17 protein-coding genes and 1 pseudogene are annotated in these 26,179 nt (G+C 61.3%); 12 read left to right on the top strand and 6 right to left on the bottom strand.

Going from position 1 to position 26,179, the window contains the following annotated elements; translation table 11 throughout:
- Positions 1 to 14: 14 nt before the first annotated feature.
- A complete protein-coding gene (gene ptuB / locus ACY4LX_RS09105; protein ID WP_463259725.1) occupies positions 15 to 665 on the top strand; it encodes a retron Ec78 anti-phage system effector HNH endonuclease PtuB in 651 nt (216 codons plus the stop codon).
- A 376-nt stretch (positions 666 to 1,041) separates the two neighbouring features.
- Positions 1,042 to 1,290, top strand: coding sequence for a DUF6124 family protein (locus ACY4LX_RS09100; protein WP_463259724.1), 249 nt, complete (start codon positions 1,042 to 1,044; stop codon positions 1,288 to 1,290).
- Positions 1,291 to 1,599: 309 nt separating this feature from the next.
- Here the strand turns inward: ACY4LX_RS09100 and ACY4LX_RS09095 are convergent.
- Positions 1,600 to 9,473 (bottom strand): annotated as a pseudogene (locus ACY4LX_RS09095) (retention module-containing protein).
- Between the two features lie 592 nt (positions 9,474 to 10,065).
- On the opposite strand from ACY4LX_RS09095, the gene ACY4LX_RS09090 reads away from it, so the two are divergent.
- The 3 genes from ACY4LX_RS09090 (at position 10,066) to ACY4LX_RS09080 (ending at position 15,090) form a co-directional block, all read left to right on the top strand.
- Complete coding sequence (locus tag ACY4LX_RS09090; RefSeq protein ID WP_149657083.1) at positions 10,066 to 11,424, top strand: TolC family outer membrane protein; 1,359 nt, start codon at positions 10,066 to 10,068, stop codon at positions 11,422 to 11,424.
- A gap of 129 nt (positions 11,425 to 11,553) precedes the next feature.
- Entirely contained in the window at positions 11,554 to 13,713 is a 2,160-nt protein-coding gene (locus ACY4LX_RS09085; RefSeq protein WP_149657084.1) for a type I secretion system permease/ATPase, read from the top strand.
- A gap of 9 nt (positions 13,714 to 13,722) precedes the next feature.
- Positions 13,723 to 15,090, top strand: coding sequence for an HlyD family type I secretion periplasmic adaptor subunit (locus ACY4LX_RS09080; protein WP_133839208.1), 1,368 nt, complete (start codon positions 13,723 to 13,725; stop codon positions 15,088 to 15,090).
- Positions 15,091 to 15,241: 151 nt separating this feature from the next.
- Here ACY4LX_RS09080 and ACY4LX_RS09075 read toward each other — a convergent pair whose 3' ends face one another.
- Positions 15,242 to 15,835, bottom strand: a complete 594-nt coding sequence (locus tag ACY4LX_RS09075; RefSeq protein ID WP_463259723.1) for a tRNA-uridine aminocarboxypropyltransferase — start codon at positions 15,833 to 15,835, stop codon at positions 15,242 to 15,244.
- Positions 15,836 to 15,839: 4 nt separating this feature from the next.
- Positions 15,840 to 16,733 carry a LysR family transcriptional regulator gene (locus ACY4LX_RS09070; RefSeq protein ID WP_008013540.1) on the bottom strand — a complete coding sequence of 298 codons (894 nt, stop codon included), beginning with the start codon at positions 16,731 to 16,733 and terminating at the stop codon, positions 15,840 to 15,842.
- A gap of 346 nt (positions 16,734 to 17,079) precedes the next feature.
- On the opposite strand from ACY4LX_RS09070, the gene speB reads away from it, so the two are divergent.
- From speB to ACY4LX_RS09040, 6 genes are all read left to right on the top strand, one after another.
- Complete coding sequence (speB, locus tag ACY4LX_RS09065) at positions 17,080 to 18,030, top strand: agmatinase (protein ID WP_054049162.1); 951 nt, start codon at positions 17,080 to 17,082, stop codon at positions 18,028 to 18,030.
- A gap of 9 nt (positions 18,031 to 18,039) precedes the next feature.
- Complete coding sequence (locus ACY4LX_RS09060; RefSeq protein WP_149657086.1) at positions 18,040 to 18,447, top strand: YybH family protein; 408 nt, start codon at positions 18,040 to 18,042, stop codon at positions 18,445 to 18,447.
- A gap of 54 nt (positions 18,448 to 18,501) precedes the next feature.
- Positions 18,502 to 20,019, top strand: a complete 1,518-nt coding sequence (locus tag ACY4LX_RS09055) for a purine-cytosine permease family protein (RefSeq protein WP_463259722.1) — start codon at positions 18,502 to 18,504, stop codon at positions 20,017 to 20,019.
- A 189-nt stretch (positions 20,020 to 20,208) separates the two neighbouring features.
- A complete protein-coding gene (locus ACY4LX_RS09050) occupies positions 20,209 to 21,588 on the top strand; it encodes a sodium:solute symporter family protein (protein ID WP_149657089.1) in 1,380 nt (459 codons plus the stop codon).
- Between the two features lie 84 nt (positions 21,589 to 21,672).
- A complete protein-coding gene (locus ACY4LX_RS09045; RefSeq protein WP_463259721.1) occupies positions 21,673 to 22,398 on the top strand; it encodes an MBL fold metallo-hydrolase in 726 nt (241 codons plus the stop codon).
- 54 nt (positions 22,399 to 22,452) lie between these two features.
- Positions 22,453 to 22,704 (top strand): acyl carrier protein, encoded by a 252-nt coding sequence (locus tag ACY4LX_RS09040; RefSeq protein ID WP_149657091.1) that lies wholly within the window; start codon positions 22,453 to 22,455, stop codon positions 22,702 to 22,704.
- A 105-nt stretch (positions 22,705 to 22,809) separates the two neighbouring features.
- Here the strand turns inward: ACY4LX_RS09040 and ACY4LX_RS09035 are convergent, their stop codons facing one another.
- Both ACY4LX_RS09035 and ptrR read right to left on the bottom strand, forming a co-directional pair.
- Complete coding sequence (locus tag ACY4LX_RS09035; protein WP_003184145.1) at positions 22,810 to 22,938, bottom strand: PA1414 family protein; 129 nt, start codon at positions 22,936 to 22,938, stop codon at positions 22,810 to 22,812.
- 138 nt (positions 22,939 to 23,076) lie between these two features.
- Positions 23,077 to 23,970, bottom strand: coding sequence for a putrescine utilization regulator PtrR (ptrR, locus tag ACY4LX_RS09030; protein ID WP_463259720.1), 894 nt, complete (start codon positions 23,968 to 23,970; stop codon positions 23,077 to 23,079).
- 103 nt (positions 23,971 to 24,073) lie between these two features.
- On the opposite strand from ptrR, the gene ACY4LX_RS09025 reads away from it, so the two are divergent.
- On the top strand, positions 24,074 to 25,252 hold the full coding sequence (locus ACY4LX_RS09025) for an MFS transporter (RefSeq protein ID WP_463259719.1): 1,179 nt from the start codon (positions 24,074 to 24,076) through the stop codon (positions 25,250 to 25,252).
- Here ACY4LX_RS09025 and ACY4LX_RS09020 read toward each other — a convergent pair.
- Positions 25,197 to 26,129, bottom strand: a complete 933-nt coding sequence (locus tag ACY4LX_RS09020) for a DMT family transporter (protein ID WP_463259718.1) — start codon at positions 26,127 to 26,129, stop codon at positions 25,197 to 25,199. The two genes, ACY4LX_RS09025 and ACY4LX_RS09020, sit on opposite strands and share 56 nt — an antisense overlap.
- Positions 26,130 to 26,179: the final 50 nt, after the last annotated feature.

Here is a 26,179-nt window from a genome sequence, read left to right as displayed (position 1 = left end):
AAGGAAATCGGTACATGCGCAAGCTTGTTCGGGGTGAAGGACCACGTTGCTTGACCCGCTATCAACACGGTGTTCACAAGTGGTCACCGGAATCGCCCACTAGAGAGGAACGAGGGCAAATCTGGGAACAACTTGAGACGGTGCACGATAATCGCTGTGCCTATTGCGAAGCCGATATCAGCAGTCGCGACAATGCACACCTGGAGCATTTCCGACAGCGGGACAGATTCCCGCAAGGCACCTTTGCTTGGAGCAACCTGTTTGGCTCATGCAACCGTGAAGCGTCGTGCGGAAAATTCAAAGACCATTACGGTGCCTATGACCACGCTGTTCTGATCAAGCCGGATGATGACGATCCTGATGATTACTTCGTTTTTGTCAGCGACGGAACCATTGCCGTGCGTGCAGGCATCGACGATGCATCTCGTCATAGGGCGGTGCAAACCCTGCGCATTTTCAATCTGAATGCTGAAAACGGTGCGCTTCGTCAAATGAGACGGGAAGCCGTACGCCCTCATCTGGATACTGCCCAAGCCCTTTTGGATATGTTTACAGAAGATCCAGAGATTGAAGGTTTGCAGGCGTTCCTCGACGAGGAAATTCAAAAAACTGCGCACCTGCCTTTTTCCACTGCGATACGCCACTCGCTGTCTGTGCATGCCTGAAAACATCCCATCAGTGAAATTTAAACAACACTGTTTAACCGACATCTCCAGACACCCCTCTCACCCTACACATCCTTGCGCCACTGCCTACAGCTACGCCAGAATCCGCCGGCTTGTGCGCCTTGGGGTCGGGCTTTAAGGTTTGCGGGTCGCTGAAATCAGCGATCGGATTTGACCGTCCGACTCAATCAAGGCGCGCCAGCGTCCAAGACCTGTTTCAGATAATCGTCTGAAATATCGTGTCGCGGTGGCTGTGCGTGGGACACCTTCGGGTGTGCCGGATTCCTTGATTTCCGGTCGGTCAACCCGCGTACAGCTGCCACCTTATTCGGTTGACCGCGAACCGTGGCGGCTCCATTAATCAAGGAGCATCACCATGTTCAAAGCCACACCCAACCCTCCGCGCAAGCCCAGTCTGTTTTTCCTGGTGGCTCCCGGCATCAACACCGAAAGCCTGTTGGCCAACGCCTGTGAATCACTGGCCTCGGCCCATGTCATGGCCAACGATCTTGCAGGCTTCCTGGAAAGTCCTCACCGCCACACATTGCTCGGCATCGCGCAGGTCATCATGCTCGGCGAACTGGCGGTGAATCGGGCGCTGGATAACCTCGACCCGCAAGGCTAGCGCGGAACTGTGGCGAGGGGGCTTGCCCCCGTTGGGTTGCGAAGCGACCCCAAAATGCTAAAGACATTCACGACTTTGCGAGCGCTGCGCACTCGAACGGGGGCAAGCCCCCTCGCCACATGAGGTGTGATGTCATCAGCATCATCATTGGTCCTGTAGGAGATCAAGATCAAAAAATCGCAGCCTTCGGCAGCTCCAGGTGTACGCCAATCCCTGTAGGAGTTGCCGAAGGCTGCGATCTTTTGACTTTAAAACCCGCCATCCCCTTTCACGAAGGATGGCGGGTTTCGTCGTTCCAGCCCTGGCGCATCAAACCGTATCCACCTTCAACGAGTGATCGTTGAGCATGCCGGTGATGATGGTCGCCGTGTCATGTCCGCCCGCAACCACGCCGCCCGCTCCCGGTGTGACGCCGTAGTGGCTGGCCAGGTTGACGCCGGCCAGGTCGATGGTCTGGTTCGGCGTGGCGCCGGCCATGGCGCTGACGTCGATGCTGGTGACGAGGGTGGCGCCGCTGCCGGTGACTTTGAAGTGCAGGTAGTCATCCAGCGACGCTGCGGTGCCGTTTTCGCCTTGCAGCAGTTGCGACAGGTCGAGTTTGTCGGTGCCGGGGGTGAAGTCGGTGACCACGTCGTGGCCGCTGTTGCCGGCCAGCCACTGGAAGGTGTCGGCACCCGCGCCGCCGGTGAGGGTGTTGTTGCCCAGGCCGCCGATCAGGAAGTCATCGCCACCACCACCGTTGAGCACGTCGTTGCCCAGGCCGCCGTTGATCACGTTGCTGTTGTTGTCTCCGGTCAGGGTGTCGTTGAAGTTGGAGCCGGTCAGGTTCTCGATCCCGGTGAGGGTGTCGGTGCCGGCGCCGAGGGTGTTTTGTGCGGTGAGCAGGCTCAGGTCGACGGTGACGCCGGCCGTGGCGTGGGCGTAGCTGGCGGTGTCCGTGCCGGTGCCGCCGTCGAGCAGGTCGTTGCCCGGTCCGCTGTACAACAAGTCATTGCCGGCGCCGCCGTGCAACTCGTTGTTGCCTGAGCCGGCGGTGAGCACGTCGTTGCCGTCGCCGGCGTTGAGGACATTGTTGCCAGTGCCCGCGACCAACACGTCATCGCCCGCCGTGCCGGTGAGGGTGTGGCCGTCCTGGTAGCTGATGGTCACGTTCGCCGTGTCGCTGCCGCCATGGTTGTCGTTGGCGGTGTAGGTGCCATGGTAGTCCGGGGTGACATCGTGGGCCCCGGCGTAGTTGACGGTCATGGTCAGCTGATAGTTCTCGGACCCCGTGGGGTTGCTGCCACTGGTGTTGGTGATGTTGGTGACGTGGATCTGGTAGGTGCCATCGGATGTCGCGGTGATGGTCCCGCCATCGGCGATGCTCACGAACGCGCCGCCGTTGAGCGAGTACTCCATGGTCACGTGGCCGGCCGCCAGGTTGTGGTCGAGGTTGAGGGTTTCGCCTTGTTTCAGTTTGACGGTGATGAGGTCTTCATCGTTGGCGTTAGCCGTGGTGACGGTGCCGAGGTAGCCGCTGATCACCAGCACGGCGGTCATCGCTGCCGTGTTGGCCGCAAACGCGTTACGCACATCGGCCAGTGCCTGGTTGGCGGCGGTATTGCCGGTGCCGGCGAAGCTGATCGCGCCCGTGCCGGTGAAGTCCGCGCCCTTGGCGGCCCAACCGGTGTTGAACGTGGTCGGGGTGGCCGTCATCGGATCGCCATTGGCGTCGGTGTCGTTGGCCAGCAGCAGCTCGCCCGGCACCACGATGGTGCCCGACAGCACGTTGGTGATGATGTGGTCATCCGCTGCCACCGGTGGTGCGTTCGGAATGACTTTGACCGTCAGCGTGGAGCTGGCCAGGTCGCCGTCGTTGTCGCTCACGGTGAAGCCGATGTTTTCAGTGATCACCACCGCCGTGGTTTTTTGCGAGGTGTAGGTGTATTCACCGGTATCGAGGTTGATCACCAGGGTGCCGCTGTTGTTGGTGGCGATGCTGATGCTGTTATCGGCAGTGTTGAAGGTGCCATGGTTGGTGCCGCCGCTGAAGGTCAGCGAACCCTGGTTGCTGTTGCCTTTCGGGTCGTAGGTGTAAGTGGTGCCGTCGACCACGATGGTTTTGATGAAGCCGCCATCGGCACCGAACGAACCGCCCTCCAGCAACGTGCCGGTGACCGGCGCGCCTTGCACCGTGCCCGAGAGCACCGAGTTGAGCTGGTTGAGGTCGGTCACCACCACCGCGTTGGTGTCGGTGTGGGTGCTGCCGTCATAGGCCAGCGGGTTGAGGTTGGCATTGCTGACGCCGCTCCCAAGGCCGATTGCATAGTTCTTGATGCCGTTGGCGTCGAGGAAAGCCTTCCAGGCGACCTCATCCGCCGTACCGGTTTCCTGGCCGGAGGTGGGTTTGCCGTCGGAAAAGAAGTACCCGACGTTCTGCGCCCCGGTCAGTTGCCCCGGTGTGCCGAACGCGAGTTTCGCCGCCGCGACCGCCGCGTCGTAGTTGGTGCCACCGCCGGCGGTGAGCGAGGCGATGATCGACTTGGCGGTCGCCACATCGACCCAGACTGTGGTCTTGTCGGTCGCGCTGCTGCTGAAGGTGACGATCTGCACTCGCACGTCGCCGAGGTCATCGTACTTATCGAGCAAGGCGCTGATCGCCTGCTTCGCCAAGGCTATCCGCGACAGGCCGGGCACGCCGGAAGCATCCGCCATACTGCCGGAGACATCGATCACCAGCAGCAGGTTGGAATCGATTTCCACTGCGGTGACCGAACGGTCCGACGCCACGGCTTTGGGCACGTCATCGACGATGTTGACCACGATGGTGCTGGTGGTGCTGTTGCCCAGGGCATCGGTGGCTTTGTAGGTGAAACTTTCGCTCAGGGTGTTCGCCCCGTCGTTAGCGTTCGGCGAGGTTTTTGGCGCCGAGGTCAGGGTGTAGGTGTAGCTGCCGTCCGGGTTGATCAGGATTTGCCCGTAGGTTCCGGTGGCGCTGCCGACCACGCTGTAAGTCAATGGACCGGTGCCGCCGGTGACCGAACCGACCAGCGTGCCCGTGGCCGTTTCGCCGGTGTTGGTGGGGTCGCTGCCGGTGACTGTGCCGGGGGCCAGGTCGAGGCCATCCTTGCTCAGGTCGAGGGCTTTTTCGAAGACCGTCACGTCCTGATCGACCACCGCTTTGAGGCCGCTGTCGTTGACGTTGATGGTGATGGTGGTGGTGCTTTCGTCACCGTCGGAATCGCGCACGGTGTAGACGAACGTATCGGTCGCCCCGCCACGCCCACCGAGTTCGGGTTGCTGTGGTACACGGCGTTGCCCGCCGCATCCAGGGTCAGGTAGCCGTAGGTGCCGTTGATGTTAGTGCCCAAGCCGCCCACCGCCGAAGTCGCGGTGTTGCTGCCGGCGCGCACGCCGACTACCGCCCCGCCGGCCGCTGCGCCATCGGCACCGAGCACGTCGTTGCCGAGCACGCTGATGTTGACGGTTGCGCCTTCGGTCACGGTGCCAGTGTTCGGCGCAGCGGTTGGCAAATCATCGACGATGTTGACGTTGATCTGCCCCGACGCGGTGCTGCCGTCGGCGTCCGTGGCCACCACGTTGATGTTCTCGGTAATGCTGTTGGCGCCGTTGGCGGTCGGATGGGTTTCGTTGTCCACCAGGGTGTAGCTGTAGCTGACCACGCCGGTGGTGGCGTTGTAACCGGTGACGGTGAACGTGCTGCCGAGCGCCGTGGTGACCGATTGCGGGAAGCCTGCGGCCACGCCGCCCGCGACCACATGAATGCCGCCGACATCAAGGGTTTGCAAGCCGTCCAGCGCGGTGACGGTGAAGGTGCCGTTTTGGGTCAGGGCCAGGGTGTTGGGGCTGGTGCCGTCGCTGAGGTTTTTCTCGTAGACGGTCAGCTCGCCGCCGGTGACGTTGAGGCCATTGAGGGTGACGGGATCGTCGTTGTTGTGGATTTGCAGCACCAGGTTGGCGGTGCTGGTGTCGCCGTCCGCGTCGGTGATGGTGTAGGCGAACGTCTCCGTGCCGTTGCCGCCGCCGTGCAGGTTTTTGAAGTCGGCATCGTTGGTGTTCAGCGTGTAGGTGTAGGTGCCGTTGGCATTCAGCACCAAGGTGCCGTAAGTGCCGGTGAAGGTGCCGGGGGTGACCGGCCCGGCGTTCGGCCCGGTGGCAACCTGGTCCGCGCCCTGAATGTCGTTGGTCAGGACGTTGCCATTGAGGGTCAACGCAGTCTCTGAGGCCACACCACTGTTGCTGTCGTTTACCGCTTTTGGCACGTCATCGACGATCTGCACGACGATGGTGCTGGTGGTGATGTTGCCCAGGGAATCGGTGGCTTGGTAGGTGAAGCTTTCCGTCAGCGTATTCGCGCCGTCGTCGGCATGCGGTGTGGTGCTCGCCGGCGAAGTCAGGGTGTAGGTGTAGGTGCCGTTGGGGTTGAGCACAATCTGGCCATAGTTGCCATTGGCGCTCCCCACCAGGGAATAAGTGATCGCGCCGATCGCCCCGGTGACCGAGCCCACCAGTGTGCCGCTGGCAGTTTCGCCGGTGCTGGTCGGGTCGCTGCCGACGACGGTGCCGGCCGCCAGGTCCTGGCCATCTTTGGTCAGGTCCAGGGCTTTTTCGTAGACGGTCACGTCGGTATCGCTGACCGCTTTGATGCAGCTGTTCGACACGTCAATGGTGATGGTGGTGGTGCTTTCATCGCCATCGGCATCGCGCACGGTGTAGACAAAGGTATCGGTGGCGCCCGGGGCGTTCACCGCGTTGGGATTGCTGTGATAGACCGCGTTGCCGTTGGCATCCAGGGTCAGGTAACCATAGGTGCCGTTGATGTTCGAGCCCAGGCCACCGATGGCCGAGGTCGAGGTGTCACTGCCGGCGCGTACGCCAACGACTGCGCCCGTCACCGCGGGGCCATCGGCACCGCCGATGTCGTTATCCAGCACGTTGCCCGACACCGTCCCGCCCTCAGCCACCGACGCACTGTCCGGGTGGGCTGTCGGCAAGTCGTCGACGATATTGACGTTGATCTGATTGGTGGCCGTGCTGCCGTCGGTGTCCGTGGCCACCACGTTGAAGTTTTCGCTGATGCTGTTGGCGCCATTGGCGTTCGGATGGGTTTCGGTGCCCACCAGGGTGTAGCTGTAGCTGACCACGCCCGTGGTCGCGTCGTAACCAGTGACCGTCAGCGTACTGCCGAGCGGGGTCACGATTGATTGCGGGAAGCCCGCCGCCACGCCACCGACCACCACATGAATGCCGCCCACATCGAGGGTTTGCAAGCCGTCGAGTGCGGTGACGGTGAACGAACCGGTCTGAGTCAGAGCCGGCGCGTTCGGGCTGGTGCCGTCACTGAGGTTTTTCTCGTAGACCGTCAGCTCGCCACCCACGACGTCGAGGCCGTTGAGGGTCACAGGATCGTCGTTGTTGTGGATCTGCAGCACCAGGTTGGCGGTGCTGGTGTCACCGTCAGAATCGGTAATCGTGTAGGCGAAGGTTTCGGTGCCGTTGCCATTGCCGTGCAGCGCTTTGAAATCCGCATCGCTGGTGTTGAGCGTGTAGGTGTAGGTGCCGTTGGCATTCAACACTAAGGTGCCGTAAGTGCCGGCGAAAGTGCCAGGCGTGACCGGGCCAGTGGCCACGCGATCCGCGCCTTGCACGTCGTTGGTCAGCACGTTGCCGTTCAGTGTCAGCAAGGTTTCCGAAGCCGTGCTGGCGTTGCTGTCGTCGATGGCTTTCGGTACATCGTCGATGACGTTGACGTCCAGCGAACCGTTGGCCGTGGTGCCGTTGTCATCGACCACCGTCACTGCAAATTGCTCAGGCAGGTTATTCGCACCGTTGGCCGTCGGATGCGCATCGTTGCCGTTCAAGGTGTAGCTGTAGCTGACCACGCCGGTGGTCGCATCAAACCCAGTGATGGTCAGCGTATTGCCCAAACCGGTCGGGATCGATTGCGGGAAACCTGCCGCCACGCCGCCGCTGACGACGGTGATGCCGCCGACAGTGAGGGTTTGCACGCCATCGAGGGCGGTGATGGTGAAGGTGCCGCTTTGGGTCAGTTGAGTACTGTCGGGCGCGCTGCCGAGGCTGAGGTTTTTCTCGTAGACCGTGAGTTCGCCACCCTCGACGTTCAGGCCATTGATGATGACCGGATCGTCGTTGTTGTGGATCTGCAGCACCAGGTTGGCAGTGCTGGTGTCACCGTCAGAATCGGTAATGGTGTAGGTGAAGTTTTCGGTGCCGTTGCCGCCACCGTGCAGCGCTTTGAAATCCGCATCGCTGGTATTGAGCGTGTAGGTGTAGGTGCCGTTGGCGTTGAGCACCAGCGTGCCGTAAGTACCGGTGAAAGTGCCGGGCGTCACAGGGCCGGTGGTTACGCGATCCGCGCCTTGCACGTCGTTGGTCAACACGTTGCCGTTCAGTGTCAGCAAGGTTTCAGACGCAGTGCTGGCGTTGCTGTCGTCGATGGCTTTCGGCACATCGTCGATGACGTTGACGTCCAGCGAGCCGTTGGCCGTGGTGCCGTTGTCATCGACCACCGTCACCGCAAATTGCTCAGGCAGGTTATTCGCACCGTTGGCCGTCGGATGCGCATCGTTGCCGTTCAAGGTGTAGCTGTAGCTGACCACGCCGGTGGCTGGATCAAAACCGGTGATGGTCAGGGTGTTGCCCAACCCGGTCGCAATCGACTGCGGGAAACCTGCGGCCACGCCGCCGCTGACGACGTTGATCCCGCCGACACTCAACGTCTGCACGCCATCCAGCGCCGTGATGGTGAAGGTGCCGCTCTGGGTCAACGCGGTGGAATCCGGTGCACTGCCCAGGCTGAGGTTTTTCTCGAAAACCGTCAGCTCGCCACCTTCCACGTTCAACCCACCCAGCGTGACCGGGTCATCGTTGTTGTGGATCTGCAGCACCAGGTTGGCGGTGCTGGTGTCGCCGTCGGAATCAGTGAGGGTGTAGGCGAAGGTTTCCGTGCCGTTGCCGCCGCCGTGCAGGGCTTTGAAATCCGCATCGCTGGTGTTGAGCGTGTAGGTGTAAGTGCCGTTGGCATTCAGCACCAGAGTGCCGTAAGTGCCGGTGAAGGTGCCGGGGGTGATCGGGCCGGAATTCGGGCCGATGGCCACGCGATCCGCGCCTTGCACGTCGTTGGTCAGCACGTTGCCGGTCAACGTCAGCAGCGTTTCAGATGCGGTGCCGTTGTTGTCATCCACGGCCTTGGGCACGTCGTCGGTGATGTTGATGTCCAGGGAACCGGTGGCCGTGTCGCCATTGGTGTCCCCGGCGACCACGGTGAATTGTTCGCTGAGGTTGTTGGCGCCATCGCCGGCCGAATGGGTGTCGTTGCCGTTGAGGGTGTAGCTGTAGCTCACCACGCCAGTGGCCGGGTTGTAGCCGGTGATGGTCAGGGTGTTGCCGAGTTGGGTGGTGATCGATTGCGGGAAGCCCGAGGCCGCCCCGCCGCTGATCACGTTGATGCCGCCGATGCTGAGGCTCAGCAGGCCATCGGGCGCGGTCACGGTGAAGGTGCCGCTCTGGGTCAGGGCCGCCGGATTGCTCGCCGAGCCGTCGGGCAGATTGGCTTCGTTGAGGGTCAGTTCACCGCCCGCGGCGTCGAGGCCGCCGAGGGTGACGATGTTATTCACCGGTGGCACCACCACGGTGTTGTCGTTCTGCTGCACGTCGGCGTTGTGCCGTTCTTCAGGAAACTCCGGAATGCCGCCAAACCCGGCGGTAGGGAAACCGATGTTCGGATCAACCCGCCCGCCCACTTCTTCGAGCAGCACGAAACTGTGACCGCCACCCAAGGCACCGCCAGGCGCACCGGTCGACGTCGGGCCGGCAGCGGTGGCTTCACCGGTTTGGGTCGGGTCGGCGCCAGCCGCGATGGCTTGCTGGAGTTTTTGTACATCGGTCAACTGCGCTTCAGTCGGCGTCACCGCTTCAGGGGTGTCCACGTGGGGCGCCTGATGCGCGAGCAGTTGGGACGTCATTTGCAGGCTACTGCCTCGCCCAAGCGTCAGCTCCTGGCCATTTTGCAGATGCACCGCCACCGCGCCTTCGGCCCCGGTGACCAACTGATCGCCGGCAAACAACCGGTCGCCCTCGACCAACGCGCGTCGAGTACCGTCGGCCGCAACCGCAAACACCTGACCAATGACCTTACTGACGATCCCAATGAGCGTAGCCATGTGCAAATCTCCTGCGCTGCCAACCGCTGTCGGCATCTGGTTGCGCGAAGAACGTGCTCATGGCGAAAGCGGGCTTGCCTGGCGGATCGTCTACCGGAATACGTGTTTACCAAGGTAAAACGCATTCCTGGCGACGTTCTCGCCAAGCGTGTCGTTCGCGGGCCATTTGTTCGGCTCGGCATAAAACCCTCTGCAATCAATGGCATCGGGTTCCCACTGCGGAACAACCTCCCTGCGAGCGATGCGTAACGGTCCTGATTCACTCAAGTGACAAAAAAATGTCGCCTCAAAACCGTCCCACCTCCCTCCCCTCCAGCACTTCTCCGCCCTATGTCGCTAAGTGGATGGAACTTTCCTCAAACCCTCTGGAGCTCCCTAAGGCTCATAAATCAAGGGCTTTCGGATTGAACAATGTGCTGGATTTTTCAGAGCGCATAAGTTTTTTTTGACATAAGCCTTATGAGAAATAGTTCTTAGGTTTTCCCTAGAATGTTCTTAGCTCTGTTGTTACAAGAGTGAAACGGTTTCGCCTAAAAAAACGTCAAGTATTTGACGACAAGTAAGCACCATCAGGAAACAGGGAGAAGTACCCATGCGCCTTTTAACCCCCCTCTGCAGCGCGGTTTTGCTGGCCATGGCCTGCACTTCTCAGGCTCAGGCCATGTCGTTGACCGACGCGATCCAAAGCACCATCGCGACGCACCCCGAACTTGCATCGCGCGTGGACGCGCGCTTGTCGGCGGATGAACAAGTGAAAGTCGCCAAAGGGGGCTTCTATCCATCGGTGGATCTGAACGCTGCCTACGGGCGCGGCTACAGCGATAACACCAACACCCGGGCCTTCGGCAACCACCACACCGAAATCCTCAATTACACCCAATCTGAATTGCGCCTGCGGCAGATGCTGTTCGACGGGTTCAACACCGCGAACGAAGTCGAGCGCACCAAAGGCGTGTCCAACTCCCGGGCCTATTACGCCCAGGGCACCGCCCAGGATTTGGCCCTGCGCACCATCGAGGTCTACCTCGAAGTGCTCAAGCGCCGCGAGCTGGTGACGCTGGCCACCAACAACCTGCAAGCGCACATGCGGGTCAACGACCAGATCGGCCTGCGCACCCAGCGCGGTGTCGGCAGCAACGCCGACTCCGATCAGTCCACCGCTCGCCGGGCACTGGCGCAGAACAACCTCGACACCGCTGAAGTCGACCTGGCCGACGCCGAGTCGAACTTCTACAGCGTCGTCGGGCGTATCCCCGACGAGCTCGAAACCCCGGCATCGACCCGCGGCGAATTGCCAACCAGCCTGCCGGAAGCCCAGCAGAGCATGGTCGAAAACAACCCGTACCTGAAATCCGCCCAGGCCGACGTGCAATCGGCCGAGAGCCAGTACGAAGTCGCCAAGTCGCCGTTCTACCCACGCTTCGACGCCGAAGCCGCGGTGGGCGCGAACAACAACGTGCAGGGCGATGAAGGCCACGACAACGAGTGGCGCGTCGGCGTGGTGATGAACTACAACCTGTTCCGCGGCGGCAGCGACAAGGCGCGCCTGGCTTCCGATGCGCACCAGATCAACCAGGCGATGGACATCCGCAACAACGCCCTGCGCCAACTCAACGAGAACATTCACCTGGCCTGGAACGCCATGGTCAATGCCAAGAAACAGACCCCGACCGCACGCGAATATGCCGAAACCACCAAACGTGTACGCGCGGCCTATCAGGACCAGTTCGGCCTCGGCCAACGAACCCTGCTCGACTTGCTCGACAGTGAAAACGAGCTCTACAACGCCAACCGCCGCTACACCGAAGTGCGCTACACCGAGGAGTACTCGATGTACCGCGTGCTGGCGAACATGGGTCAGTTGCTGAGCAAACAACGGGTGGTGCTGCCCGCCGATGCGATCGCCTCCTCGGAAGTGAAAAACGAAGCGCGTTTGCCTGAACTGAAATAACCCCCCGCGTAGGAGCTGCCGAAGGCTGCGATGTTTTGATTTTGATTTTTTAAGATCAAAAGATCGCAGCCTTCGGCAGCTCCTACGTCGGAAGGTGTGTGGTTACCTATGCCAACAGGAGCGATCAATTTGACCAGCATGGAACCCGGCAACACTGGTGTCGATCCGCGCCTGAGCTTCGATGACCCGCTTCTGGACGGTCTGTTGATCCTCTGCAAACTCCACGACGCGGCCGTCAGCCGCGCCAGCCTGAGTGCCGGCCTGCCCCTGAACAAGCAACGCATGAGCCTGGACCTGCTGCCCCGCGCAGCGGCCAGGGCCGGTTTGCAGGCGCGTTTGTTACGCCGGGATCTGGCGGATATTTCCGCGCTCAACCTGCCCGTTCTGCTCATCCTGAACAATGGTCGCACCGCCGTGCTGCGCCGCTTTGGCGAGGATGGTCAGCTGCTGATCCTGCCCAGCGAAGCCGAGGGCGGTGAACAATGGGTCAGCCGTGAAGAGCTGACCGCCAATTACAGTGGCCAGGCGTTATTCGCCCGGCCGCGCCATGAACTCGAAGACCTGCGCTCGCCGCTGGTGCCGCGAGTCGAAGCGTGGTTTCGCGACACGCTGAAGCTGTCGAAATGGCTGTACAGCGATGCGATCCTCGCCAGTTTCCTGATCAACCTGCTGGGGCTGATGGTGCCCCTGTTTGTGATGCAGACCTACGACCGGGTGGTGCCGAACCAGGCGGTTTCGACCTTGTGGGTGCTGGCTATCGGTCTGCTGATCGGCACCGGTTTTGAATTGGTGCTGCGGGTGGTCCGCGCGCACTTGCTGGACACCGCGGGCAAGAAAACCGACGTGATCCTGTCCGCAACCCTGTTCGAACGCATTACCGGCATGGCGATGAAAGCCCGGCCGGCGACCATCGGCGGTTTCGCCCAGAGCATCCATGACTTCCAGGGCCTGCGGGAATTTCTCACCGCCGTGACCCTGACCAGCCTGATCGACCTGCCGTTCGCGGTATTGATGCTGGTGGTGATCGGCCTGCTCGGTGGCTGGCTGGTGGTGATTCCGCTGCTGGCGTTTCCGATCACGATCATTTTCGCGATGGTGATCCAGGTACGTTTGCGCGACACCGTGCAGAAAAGCCTGAGCCTGGGTGCCGAACGCCAGGCACTGCTGATCGAAACCCTCGGCGGCCTGGAAACCCTGAAAGCGTGCAGCGCCGAAAGCGAACGCCAGCACAAATGGGAAAGCACCCACGGCGCCCTCACCCGCCTCGACAGCCATGCGCGCAACCTCTCGGCGCTGGCGACCAACGGCACGCTGTTCATCCAGCAATTCTCCGGCATGGCGACCATCGTCGCCGGGGTCTACAGCATCATCGCCGGCAACCTCAGCGTCGGCGCGCTGGTGGCGACCTACATGCTCGGCAGCCGCGTGCTGGCACCGCTGGGGCAGATTGCCGGTTTGATCACCCGCTACCAGCAAGCGCAACTGACCATGAAAAGCACGGATGCGCTGATGTCCTTGCCACAAGAACGCGATCCGAAACAACGCCCACTGGAACGCACGCAACTGCAAGGCGCGATGGACGTCAGCGGTGTGACCTTCCACTACAACGGCCAGAACGCCCCGGCGCTGGCCAACATCAGTTTCAGCGTCAAACCCGGCGAACGGATCGGCATCATCGGCCGCAGCGGTTCGGGCAAAAGCACGCTCGCTCGTTTGGTGATGGGTTTCTACGCACCGGAAGAAGGCCAACTGCTGCTCGATGGCCTGGACCTGCGGCAACTGGACGTCGCCGACCTGCGCCAACAGATCGGCTACGTCGCCCATGACCTGCCGCTATTGGCCGGCAGCCTGCGCGACAACCTGACCCTCGGCGCCCGTTACGTCAGCGATTCGCGGATGCTCGAAGTCGCGGAATTGACCGGCGTGACCGAACTGGCGCGGCAACACCCGCAAGGCTTCGACCGGCCGGTAGGTGAACGCGGACAACTGCTGTCCGGCGGTCAGCGTCAGGCAGTGTTGCTGGCCCGGGCCTTGTTGCTCGACCCGCCAATCATGCTGCTCGACGAACCCACCAGCGCCATGGACAACAGCAGCGAAGACGTTCTGCGGCAAAAACTCCATAGCTGGGTCCAGGGCAAAACCCTGCTGCTGGTCACCCACCGCACCTCGATGCTGAGCCTGGTGGATCGGCTGGTGGTGCTGGACAACGGGCGGATCGTGGCTGACGGTCCGAAAGAAGCGGTCATCGATGCACTGCGCAAGGGCCGTGTCGGCTCTGCGGCCGTCTAGGAGTTGCCCATGGCTCGCTCATCGTCCGATGTTTCAAAGGATCGCGGCTACTTCGGCAGCTTCAGCAAAAGCGCGGAAAGCGAATACATGCCGGAAACCGCCGGCGCGGCGTTGCAGGATTCTCCGCGCCTGTCGCGGATCACCGTGTGGCTCGCGGCCGGGCTGCTGATTTCGGCGCTGGTCTGGGCCAAGTTTGCAGTGTTGCAAGAAGTGACCATGGGCGAAGGCAAGGCGATTCCGTCGAGCAAGGTCCAGGTGATCCAGAACCTGGAGGGCGGCATCGTCACTGAGATTTTCGTCCGTGAAGGGCAAATGGTGAACAAGGGCGACACCCTGCTGCGCCTGGATGACACGCGTTTTTTGTCGAACAAGGGCGAAAGCGAGGCGGATCGCTATGCGTTGACCGCGCAGGTCGAGCGCTTGTCCGCCGAGGCTGAAGGACGACCGTTCAAGCTCTCCCCCGAAGTGATCGCCAAAGCACCGCAAGTGGCCGAGGACGAACGCTCGTTGTACGAGCAACGGCAACGGCGCCTGGCCAGTGAACAGCGGACCTTGACCGAACAACTTCGGCAAAAAACCCAGGAACTGGCGGAATTCCGCTCGAAACAAGGGCAATTCAGTTCGAGCCTGGCGTTGCTGCAACAAGAGATGAACATGTCCGCGCCGCTGGTGGGCACCGGGGCGGTATCCCCGGTGGAAATCCTGCGGCTCAAACGCAGCGCGGTGGAGATTCGCGGTTCGCTGAATGCCACGACGCTGGCCATTCCTCGGGCGGAATCGGCAATCAACGAGATCAAAAGCAAGATCGACGAATCGGAACAGTCCTTCCGCTCGGATGCGGCCAAGGAGCTGAATGAGAAACGCACCGACCTGTCGAAAATCACCGCCTCCAGCATCGCCATCGACGACCGGGTGACCCGTACCACGGTGGTATCGCCGGTGCACGGGATCATCAAGGTGCTGAAGGTCAACACCATCGGCGGCGTGGTCCAGCCGGGCAGCGACATGGTGGAAATCGTACCGCTGGAAGACAACCTGCTGATCGAAGCCAAGGTCCGCCCGCAAGACGTGGCGTTCCTGCATCCAGGGCAGAAAGCCATGGTCAAGTTCAGTGCGTATGACTACACGATTTATGGTGGGCTGAGTGCCAAGCTGGAGTTGATCGGGGCGGATACGATTACCGATGACAAGGGCAACAGCTTCTATCTGATTCAGGTCAGGACCGATAAGAATCACTTGGGCGGGGATGTGAAACCGCTGCTGATCATTCCGGGGATGGTGGCGACGGTGGACATCATTACCGGGGAGAAAAGTGTGCTGGATTATCTGCTCAAGCCGGTGCTGAAGGCACGGACCGAAGCGATGCGCGAAAGGTAGGCTTCACACTCCCTGTGGCGAGGGAGCTTGCTCCCGCTGGAGTGCGAAGCGCTCCCAAAACCTGCCAGCACAATATTCCTGATAAATCGGGGTGGATGGTTTTGGGGCTGCTGCGCAGCCCAGCGGGAGCAAGCTCCCTCGCCACAGGTGATCACTGTCCGTGATTCTTTTGGTACGTCTCCTCCCCCATCGCCGCAATCTGCCCCTCGATCAACGCCTCGAACGGCTTCAACAACGGCTCGAACGACGTCGGCGCTTCGAGCGTCTGCAACGCCTGCACAATCGCCTCCACCGTCGACAACGCCCCCGGCCCCGGAGCCTTGCGCAGCCGATACCGCGACACACCGCCATCGACCAATGTCACCCGGGGCAACGCCGCCAGCAACGGATTGAGGTGCAGCATCTTGCGCGCCTTGCGCCACGTGCCGTCCGGGACCACCAGCAACAGCGGTTGATCGTTTTCGGCATAACTGCGCAACGGCTGCGCCTCATCGGCAGGAAACAACAACCGCGCCTGATAACCAGGCGGGTTCAGCAGCGCCGGCAAATCCTCGAACACCTCACCGACGATCAACTCGGCATTCTTCAAGCCCAACGCGGCGAGACGCGCGGTGTTCAGCGCATGGTTCACTTCACTGGGATGCTGCAACAGCAACACCCGGGTGCGGCTGTCGAGGCTCGGGATCAGCGGGCACAGGCAATGGCTTTGCGGACGCAGGCAGCGGGGGCATTGGATTCTGGACATGTTCTTAAGCCTGATTAAGCTGTGCTTTGAGCAGATCGCGGAAGGTCTGGATCAGCGGTTCGCGGCTGCGGCCTCGGCGCACGATCATCGAGAACGGCGCCTGATAACCGAAGGTTGCTGGCAGCAACACCCGTAAGTCGCCCTTGTCAGCCCAGGCCTGGGCGTAGTGCTCCGGCAAGTAACCGATGTAGGCGCCGGACAGCACCAGGATCAGTTGGGCTTCCATACTTTCCACGGTGGCGGCACTGTGCTTGAAGCCGTGGCGCGCCAATTCCGCCTGGCTCCAGTAACCGCGGCCGACCATGCGCTGCTGGGTGATGACTTGTTCGGGAATGCGCCGCTCGGTGAACAGCGGATGGCGGCTGCTGCAATACAGCCAGTGTTGTTCGCGGTACAGCGGCATGTACACCAGGCCGCTCATGCGCGTGGAAAACGCGCCGATGGCCAGGTCGAGGCGGTTGTCCTGCACGCCGAGTTGCAGTTCGTAGGGACTCATTACCGACAAATGCAAATGCACTGCCGGGTGTTCCTGGCTGTAGGCGCCGATGGCTTCGGCAAAGGGCAAGGCCTTGTCGCTGACGGTGGAATCGATGACCCCGAGGTTCAGAGTGCCACGCAACTCACCCTTCAATGCCGCTGCGTATTGCTCGAAACCTTCCAGTTCAGCCAATAGCCGCAAGGTTTCCTGATGGAACAACTCGCCCTTACTGGTCAGGCTGAACCCACCGCGCCCGCGATGGCACAGCACCAGACCGAGCGCGGCTTCGAGCTGGCTCATGTAGGTGCTGATCGCCGAGGTCGAGAGGTTGAGCTCTTGCTGGGCGTTGGCGAACCCCTGATGACGGACCACGCTGACGAAGATGCGTAATAGTTTCAGGTCGGGTAAAGCGTTGGCCATGGGGTTCTCCGATCGCAAGGTAATGCCTGTTGCTTTTGTGGCGAGGGAGCTTGCTCCCGCTCGGCTGCGCAGCAGTCGTAATCCAGACAACGCGTTCTGTCTGACACACAGAGGTGAATGGTTTTGGGGCCGCTTCGCAGCCCAGCGGGAGCAAGCTCCCTCGCCACAGGGGTCCGCGCAGTCTATCGCCGTCATTCTCATTAGTTTAGAAAAATCTGAACTAAGTATTTGCCCGTAGCGATTCTTCCCGCCCACTACATTTCGCATTATCGGCCCACAGCGGTGCCCGTCTCTCCCGTGAACGGCGCGCCGACATAAATAAAACAACGACGATGAGGCCTTACCCGTGGACAAGATTCTTCACCAACCACTGGGCGGCAACGAAATGCCGCGCTTCGGCGGCATCGCCACCATGATGCGACTCCCCCACTTGACCACCGCTGCCGGCCTGGACGCTGCCTTCATTGGCGTGCCGCTGGACATCGGCACTTCCCTGCGCCCTGGCACTCGTTTCGGACCTCGCGAAATCCGCGCCGAATCGGTGATGATCCGCCCGTACAACATGGCCACCGGCGCTGCGCCGTTCGATTCGCTGTCGGTTGCCGACATCGGTGACGTGGCGATCAACACCTTCAATTTGCTGGACGCCGTGCGGATCATTGAAGAGTCCTACCACAGCATCCTCGAACACGACGTGATCCCGCTGACCCTGGGCGGCGACCACACCATCACCCTGCCGATCCTGCGTGCAATTCATAAAAAGCACGGCAAGGTCGGCCTGGTGCACATCGACGCTCACGCCGATGTGAACGATCACATGTTTGGCGAGAAAATCGCCCACGGCACCACCTTCCGTCGCGCCGTCGAAGAAGGTCTTCTGGACCCCGACCGCGTGGTGCAGATTGGCCTGCGCGCCCAGGGTTACACGTCCGAAGACTTCAACTGGAGCCGCAAACAAGGCTTCCGCGTGGTTCAGGCCGAAGAGTGCTGGCACAAATCCCTGGCGCCGCTAATGGCCGAAGTTCGCGAGAAAGTCGGCGGCGGTCCGGTGTACCTGAGTTTCGATATCGACGGCATCGATCCGGCCTGGGCACCTGGCACCGGCACCCCGGAAATCGGTGGTCTGACGACCATTCAGGCAATTGAAATCGTGCGTGGCTGCCAAGGCCTCGACCTGGTCGGCTGCGATCTGGTAGAAGTCTCGCCGGCTTATGACACCACCGGTAATACCTCGCTGCTGGCCGCCAACCTGCTGTACGAAATGCTCTGCGTACTGCCGGGCGTGGCCCACCGCTGAGGAGTGGTCATGAACGAACGCGATCAGGTTTTGAAAGCCGCCGCCGATCTGGTGAGCGCTTTTGCCCGTAATGATCGCGAAGCCTACTTCGGCGCCTTCAGCGCCGATGCCAGCTTCGTGTTCTACACCCTCGAACAGCCCCTGCTGTCGCGCGATGCCTACCAGGCGTTGTGGGACACCTGGCGCGCCGAGGATGGCTTCGAAGTGCTGTCGTGCACTTCAAGCAACGCCTTTGTCAGCCTGCAGGGTGACGTGGCGATTTTCATCCATGACGTGGCCACCGAGCTGCGCATGCAAGGGGAGCAACACTTCAGCCAGGAGCGCGAGACCATCGTCTTTCGCAAAGAACAACAAGGCCTTTGGCTGGCCTGTCACGAACATTTGTCCGCTATGCCGGAAGGGCTGCCATCCCCTTAGCCAAACAGGTGACGCTCACACACGATGAGCGCGCCTTTATGATCGGAGCTGATCATGAATAACAACAACAAAGACAAAGACCAAAGCCTTACGCAAATTGAAACCTACGGGGTCGAACAGATCCCGGACAGCGAACGTACCGCAGGCCCGACGGACTTGTTCCGGATGATCTTCGGCGGTTCCAATACCTTCGCCACCGCCGTGCTCGGCAGTTTCCCGGTGCTGTTCGGCCTGTCGTTCCAGGCCGGTGTCTGGGCGATTGTGCTGGGGGTGTTGCTGGGTTCGCTGATCCTCGCGCCGATGGGCCTGTTCGGCCCGATCAATGGCACCAACAACGCCGTGTCTTCCGGTGCGCACTTCGGCGTGCACGGGCGGATCGTCGGTTCGTTCCTGTCGTTGCTGACCGCCATCGCCTTCTTCTCGCTCAGTGTGTGGAGTTCGGGAGATGCGTTGATTGGTGGTGCAAAACGCTTGATCGGCCTGCCGGAAACCGACCTGACTCTGGGCCTGGCCTACGGTCTGTTCGCGATCCTGGTGCTGACCGTGTGCATCTACGGCTTCCGCTTCCTGTTGTGGGTCAACAAGATCGCGGTGTGGAGCGCCAGCCTGCTGTTCCTGCTGGGCATCTTCGCTTTCGCCGGTCCCTTCGATGTGAACTTCGCCGGCACCGTGAGCATGGGTCAACCAGGCTTCTGGGCCGCGTTCATCGGCGCTGCGCTGGTGGCGATGAGCAACCCGATTTCCTTCGGGGCGTTCCTCGGTGACTGGTCGCGCTACATCCCTCGCGACACGCCAAAAGGCCGGATCATGGCGGCGGTGGTGATCTCGCAGATCGCAACCTTCATCCCGTTCCTGTTCGGCCTGACCACCGCGACCATCGTGGCGATCAAGGCCCCGGACTACATCGCGGCCAACAACTACGTCGGCGGTCTGCTGGCCGTTTCACCGAGCTGGTTCTTCCTGCCGGTGTGCCTGATTGCGGTGATCGGCGGCATGTCCACCGGCACCACCTCGCTGTATGGCACCGGGTTGGACATGTCCAGCGTGTTCCCTCGGTTGCTATCGCGGGTCAAGGCGACGCTGTTGATCGGGGTGATGTCGATTGCCTTCATCTTTATCGGGCGCTTTGCGGCGAACCTGGTGCAGAGCGTGTCGACCTTCGCCGTGCTGATCATCACCTGCACCACCCCATGGATGGTGATCATGATCATCGGCCTGGTGGTGCGCCGCGGCTTTTACTGCCCGGATGACCTGCAAGTGTTCACCCGTGGCGAGAAAGGTGGCCGCTACTGGTTCACCCACGGCTGGAACTGGCGTGGCCTGGGGGCGTGGATCCCGAGTGCGCTGGTGGGTTTGTGCTTTGTGAACCTGCCGGGGCAGTTCGTGGGTGTGCTGGGCAACCTCGCTGGCGGCATCGACATCAGCCTGCCGGTGACCCTGGGTCTGGCCTCCCTGGTGTATTTCATGCTGCTGAGCCTGTTCCCGGAACCGAAGGAAGTGTTCGGCCCGCAGGATGCACGCAGCAAGGGCACGGATTCGCTGGGTAAACCGGCGTTGCGCCAAGCCGCCTGATTCAACGCATTACTTGTGGACAACGCATGACCTGTAGGCGCGAGGCTTGCCCGCGAAGAACGATAACGCGGTCTGCCTGACAGACCGCATCGCCCCCTTCGCGGGCAAGCCTCGCGCCTACAGGGATGATGTTTTCGCAGGAATTGATTTTCGCCTCACCATAAAAAAGACAATCGGAGACACGCCATCATGGCCCTGGATTTATTCGTCGTACTCATCTACGCCGCCGCGATGCTGATACTCGGCTATTACGGCATGCGCAAAGCCAAGACCAACGAAGACTTTTTGGTCGCCGGTCGCAACCTCGGCCCGAGCCTGTACATGGGCACCATGGCCGCCACCGTTCTGGGCGGCGCATCCACCGTCGGCACCGTGCGCCTGGGCTACGTCCATGGCATCTCCGGTTTCTGGCTGTGCGCGGCCCTCGGTTGCGGGATCGTGGCGCTGAACCTGTTCCTCGCCAAACCGCTGCTGAAACTGAAGATCTACACCGTTACCCAGGTCCTGGAAAAACGCTACAACCCGATGGCCCGCTCGGCGAGCGCGGTGATCATGCTGGCGTATGCGCTGATGATCGGCGTGACCTCGATCCTGGCGATCGGCACCGTGCTGCAAGTGCTGTTCGGCCTGCCGTTCTGGATTTCGGTACTGCTCGGCGGTGGCGTGGTGGTGATCTACTCGGCGATCGGCGGCATGTGGTCGTTAACCCTGACCGACATCGTCCAGTTCGTGATCAAGACTGTGGGCCTGATGTTCATCCTGTTGCCGATCTGCCTGTATCGCGTTGGCGGCTGGGATGAGTTGGTGCTGAAACTGCCGGCGACTGCCTTCAGCTTCACCACCATCGGTTGGGACACGATCATTACCTACTTCATGATCTACTTCTTCGGGATCCTGATTGGCCAGGACATCTGGCAGCGGGTGTTCACCGTCAAGTCGGCCAAAGTCGCGCAGTACGCCGGTACCTTTGCCGGTTTCTACTGCATCCTCTACGGCCTGGCTTGTGCCCTGATCGGCATGGCCGCTCATGTGCTGATTCCGGACCTGGACAACGTCAACAACGCCTTCGCTGCCATCGTTAAGCTGTCCCTGCCGGACGGTATCCGTGGCCTGGTGATCGCCGCGGCACTGGCCGCCATGATGTCCACTGCCAGCGCCGGCCTGCTCGCCGCCGCCACCACCCTGACCGAAGACCTGCTGCCGAAACTGCGTGGCGGTAAACAGTCGAGCCTGCGCATCAACCGTCTGTTCACCCTGATGACCGGCGTTGTCGTGCTCGGCATTGCCCTGATCGTGAATGACGTGATCAGCGCCCTGACCCTGGCCTACAACCTGTTGGTGGGCGGCATGCTGATCCCGCTGATGGGCGCGATCTTCTGGAAACGCGCCACCACTGCCGGCGCCATCGCCAGCATGGGCATGGGCTTCGCCACGGCGCTGGTGTTCATGTTCAAGGATGGTCTGGATGCGAACACACCGATCTATTACAGCCTCGGCGTAGGTTTGGTGAGCTTTGTATTGGTCAGCCTGCTGTCCCGTCGCCCGGCCGTTTTGGCTAGCGCGGCCTAAGCTTCTATAAAGAACTGATGCTTTCTTCGACGGGTGTGGCGTCGGTTGCCACACCCGTTTTTTTTCGTCTGAAGGAAACTGCTTATGAAGATTGTTTCTCGTGACCAGTGGTTTGAAGTGAAAACCTTGTCCGACGGCATTCGCCTGATTCACGAGCCGTACATCCGCCCCTTCTACCGCTGCAACCTCTGGCACATCCAGGGCCGCGACAAGGACTTGCTGCTGGACAGCGGCTCGGGGCTGGTGAGCCTGCGCGAGCAACTGCCATGGATTACCGAGCGGCCGTTGGTGGCAGTGGCGAGTCATTGCCATTTCGACCACATTGCCGGGCATCACGAATTCGCTGAACGCCTGGTGCACCCGGCTGAAGCGCAGATTCTCGCGTCGCCCGACGGCGAGAACACCTTGAGCACGGCGTTTGTCGGTGACGAGATGTTCGAGGCGCACCCGGACTGCCCGCTGTGCTATGCCGAATACCGGGTCAAAGCCGCGCCGGCCACGGGTTTCATTGAGGAGGGTGACGTGCTGGATCTGGGTGACCGCGTGTTGCAAGTGCTGCACACACCGGGGCATTCGCCGGGCGGCATCAGCCTGTATGAAGCGGCGACCGAAACCCTGTTCAGCGGCGACATCATCTACGACGGGCCGCTGATCGAAGACGCCTACCATTCCAACCTCGACGACTATGCCCACAGCCTGCAACGCTTGCGCGCGCTACCGATTCGCACGGTGCATGGCGGGCATTTCGGCAGTTTTTCCGGAGAGCATCTGCGCACGATGATTGACGAGTGGCAGCGCTGCCACGGCTGAAGCCTGCTGTACTCAGCCCAGGGACAACAACAATAACGCCCTCGAAGAACGACCATGAAAAGAGCCGCCGTTCGTGCCGCCGTGCACCGCTTTATCAGCCGCCTGCTGGAAGGCCGGGATGACTTCGATGACAACGCCAGCCTGGCGCAGTTGGGGCTGGATAAAGAGGATATCGAAGAGCTGATCTTTCATCTGGAGGATGAGCTGGGGCTGACAGCGTTTACGGCGGAGGAAGACCGGATGCTCAAGGACGCCAGGACGGCGGAAGATTTGAGTCGGTTTTTAGTGAGGATTGGACGGGATTGAGAATGGCTGCCAAACACACCGATATCTATGGCAGGGAGGCTTTTGTGGCGAGGGGCTTGCCCCCTCACCACAGCAAGCCCGCTCGCCACAGGCACTGCATGCAGCTTACCGGCGGCGCGGCTGGCGTCGACGTTGTTCGTCGTCAGTGCGGATTGGCACAGGTTGCAGAGGCGGTTCGATCAAACCGAGTGCGACACCCAGGTCGTGCAGCCAGTTTTGGATTTTCTCTTTCATGGTGCCCCCTTCAGGGTAGTGCCGAGTGGCGCAATTCTGTAGCCACTTCGCACTGATAGTAGTCCGAAGTGCCAAGCAATGCTCGCCCAAGATCGCAATGATCTGTTACTGAATTGATCCAAATAGCTGACCGAAAGTTCAAGCCGTCGCCAGCGCCTGACTCGGCGCCGTTGGAAAGGCCAATTGCTGCTGCTCCAGCCACGCGTTCAAATTCGCCCCGAGCATGCCTTTGCGCCACATCAGCCACGTCGTGGCGCTGGCAAATGGCTCGGCCAGCGGGTGCACCGCCACGCTTTCACGGCCCGGCAGACTGGCGAGCATCGACTCCGACATCAGCGCCACGCCTGAGCCTGCGATCACACAGGCGAGCATTCCCGGATAAGACTCGATTTCTATCGCCCGGCCCATCGCCGCGTGGTAATGCGCAAACCAGGCTTCCAGGCGCATCCGGTAGGAACAGCCCTGACGAAAGGTGAACACCGAGCGCCCTTGCACATCCATCGCGCTGAGGATCGGCGGGTGACCGGCCTCGCTGATCAGCACCAGCCGTTCGTCGCACAGCGGCACGCCATCGAGCCCCGCCAGTTGCAGCGGACCGTCCACCAGCGCCGCGTCGAGGCGCCCGGTGAGCAGACCTTCAAGCAATTCGCCGCTGGGGCCAGACTGCACTTGCAGGTTCACCGCCGGATAGGTGCGGTGATAGTTCGCCAACAGCCCCGGAAGATGGATGGCAGCGGTGCTGTACATGGTGCCGAGCACGAAGTCGCCGGCCGGTTGCCCGCCCTGCACCGCCGCACTGGCTTCGTCGTGCAGGGCAAACAGTTTGGCGGTGTAGTCCAGCAGGACTTTTCCCGCAGGCGACAACTGCAAACGCTGACGCTCGCGCAGGAACAGTTCGACACCGAGTTGCTCTTCCAGCTGTTTAAGCCGGGTCGACAGGTTCGACGGTACCCGGTGCAGGCGTTCGGCCGCGCGAGTGATGGAGCCCTCTTGCGCGACGGCCTGGAAAATCCGCAGTTGGCTGAATTCCACAACCTTCTCCAATTCAGAACAAGTTGCTCACTATTATTCATTTTTAACGAAAGTCAATCAGTCCTAGCCTGACGGTCATTGAACCTCTGCAGGAATCCGGACCATGTCCCCGCTGATTCGCTTAACCGCCAGTTTCATCGCCCTGATGATGGCCATGGGTATCGGGCGTTTCGCCCTGACGCCGCAACTTCCACACTTGCTCAGTGAAGGTCAGATTGACCTGACGGCCGCTGGTCTGATTGCGGCGGCCAACTACCTTGGCTACTTCGTCGGCGCGGTGGACGCGATGTTCGCCCGCCGCCATCACCATGTGCGCCTGCGCCTGTTGGGTGGCCTGTGGCTCTGCGTATTGCTGACCCTGGCTTCGTTCTGGGCCAACGGCTTCTGGTCGCATCTGCTGCTGCGCTTCGGCACCGGCGTAGCCAGCGCCTGGGTGTTGGTCATGATTACTGCGTTGAGCCAGCCATTGGCTGCGGCCGCCGGTCGTCCACGGCTTGGCGCGCTGGTGTTTGCCGGACCGGGGTTGGGAATTTTTCTGACAGGGATGCTGGCTCTGGTCTCACACCTGTTAGGGCAGACTTCGGCAACTTTGTGGCTGATATATGCCGCCGTCGCATTGGTGATGCTGCTGGCGATCCTGCCCTTCCTGCCGCAACCGACTGCCGCCGTCTCGGCACCACCTGTTACGACTTCAGGCAATCAGGGCATCGGCCGCTTAGGGTTGATCTACGGCTTGTACGGCCTGGGCTACATCATCCCCGCCACGTTCCTCTCGCAAATGGCCAACGCGCAGTTCCACGGGCAATGGATGGCGGATCTGTTCTGGCCATGCTTCGGCCTCGCGGCAGCGCTTGGGGTGTTGCTGGTGAGTTTACGTCGACACACGCCGAACGCCACGCGCCATTGGCTGATCGCCACGTTATGGCTGCAAGCCGCCGGGGTCTTCGCCTGCTTGCTGGGCAGCGGCCCGGGCCTGGCGTTGGGCGTGATCCTCTGCGGCACGCCGTTCCTGGCCTGCATGCAATTGGTGATGCAACGCTCCCAGGAACTGGCGCCCCACGCCACCCAGCGCAACGCCGGGCTGTTGACCGCATGCTTTGCCGTGGGTCAGCTCGCCGGGCCGTTGCTGGCCGCATTGAGCAGCCATTTCAGCGGTGGTTTGCAGCCTGCGCTGATATTCGCCGGCAGCGGTTTGCTGATCGCCGGCGGTTTGCTCCTGCGCCCGCTCACTGCTGGCCGAGGGCTTTGCGCAAACGACGGCGCACCCACTGCTCAGCGCTGACAAACGTAATGCCAAGCAACACCAGCACTGCGCCGATCACGAAGTTGAGGCTCAGATCTTCACCCAGCAGCACCACGCCGAAGGTAACGCCGAACAGCGGCGTCATGAACGAGAACACCGCCAGGTTCGCCGCCAGATAACGGCGCAACAACCAGAACCAGGTCAGGTAACTGAAGAACGACACCACCAACCCCTGAAACAACACGCTGGCCACCGCCACGGTGGTCAGGCTGACGTGGGTGACCTGGCCGCTGAGCACTGCAATCAGCAACAGGCCGACGAAACCGACGATCAGTTGATAGAACAGGGTCAGGGTTACCGGCGCTTCCGACAGGCGCGAGGCTCGCACCACCACCGTGGTCGCGCCCCACGAAGCGCCGGCCAGCACGCCCAATGCATCGCCCATCAACATGCGATGGTCGAGGTTATCCCACGACACACCGCCGGCAAACGCGATGGAGATCCCGACAAATGCTAGAAAAATCCCCAACCATTGCACCGGCCTCAAGCGCTCGCTGGGCAACAGCCAATGCACACCCAATGCGGTAAAGATCGGCGCGGTGTAGAGAAACACCGACATGTGCGCCGCCGTGGTCAGTTGCAAACCTTCGGAAATGAAGAAGAACTCCAGGCCAAACAGCGCACCGGTCAGTAGTCCACCGCGCCACGTATGGCTCACCTGATCCCAACCGCCCTTCCAGCAGATGAGAAGCCCTACAAGCAACGCAGAAATACCCGACCGCCCGGCGGCTTGCATGACCGGCGCAATGTCCGGCGCCGCCCACTTGATCATCACTTGTTGCACGCCCCAGATCAGGCACAACCCGAGCATCACTTGCAGGGCAAACCCATCGGCGCTACGCCGGGTGGCGCTCACCGGAACACCTCGACAACACAATCCATGGCAGGAACTCGACAGTAAAAGCA

The sequence above is a fragment of the Pseudomonas sp. Emmai genome (assembly GCF_055179735.1).
Note: the sequence above shows the minus strand (reverse complement) of the source record. Positions and strands in the feature narration are given on the sequence as shown.

Coding starts and splice junctions, on each gene's coding strand:
- ACY4LX_RS09075 (WP_463259723.1), bottom strand. CDS start 15,835: ATGTCCAGAATCCAATGCCCCCGCTGCCTGCGTCCGCAAAGCCATTGC.
- ACY4LX_RS09090 (WP_149657083.1), top strand. CDS start 10,066: ATGCGCCTTTTAACCCCCCTCTGCAGCGCGGTTTTGCTGGCCATGGCC.
- ACY4LX_RS09035 (WP_003184145.1), bottom strand. CDS start 22,938: ATGAAAGAGAAAATCCAAAACTGGCTGCACGACCTGGGTGTCGCACTC.
- ACY4LX_RS09100 (WP_463259724.1), top strand. CDS start 1,042: ATGTTCAAAGCCACACCCAACCCTCCGCGCAAGCCCAGTCTGTTTTTC.
- ACY4LX_RS09040 (WP_149657091.1), top strand. CDS start 22,453: ATGAAAAGAGCCGCCGTTCGTGCCGCCGTGCACCGCTTTATCAGCCGC.
- ACY4LX_RS09070 (WP_008013540.1), bottom strand. CDS start 16,733: ATGGCCAACGCTTTACCCGACCTGAAACTATTACGCATCTTCGTCAGC.
- ACY4LX_RS09055 (WP_463259722.1), top strand. CDS start 18,502: ATGAATAACAACAACAAAGACAAAGACCAAAGCCTTACGCAAATTGAA.
- ACY4LX_RS09050 (WP_149657089.1), top strand. CDS start 20,209: ATGGCCCTGGATTTATTCGTCGTACTCATCTACGCCGCCGCGATGCTG.
- ACY4LX_RS09060 (WP_149657086.1), top strand. CDS start 18,040: ATGAACGAACGCGATCAGGTTTTGAAAGCCGCCGCCGATCTGGTGAGC.
- ACY4LX_RS09025 (WP_463259719.1), top strand. CDS start 24,074: ATGTCCCCGCTGATTCGCTTAACCGCCAGTTTCATCGCCCTGATGATG.
- ptuB (WP_463259725.1), top strand. CDS start 15: ATGCGCAAGCTTGTTCGGGGTGAAGGACCACGTTGCTTGACCCGCTAT.
- ACY4LX_RS09045 (WP_463259721.1), top strand. CDS start 21,673: ATGAAGATTGTTTCTCGTGACCAGTGGTTTGAAGTGAAAACCTTGTCC.
- ACY4LX_RS09080 (WP_133839208.1), top strand. CDS start 13,723: ATGGCTCGCTCATCGTCCGATGTTTCAAAGGATCGCGGCTACTTCGGC.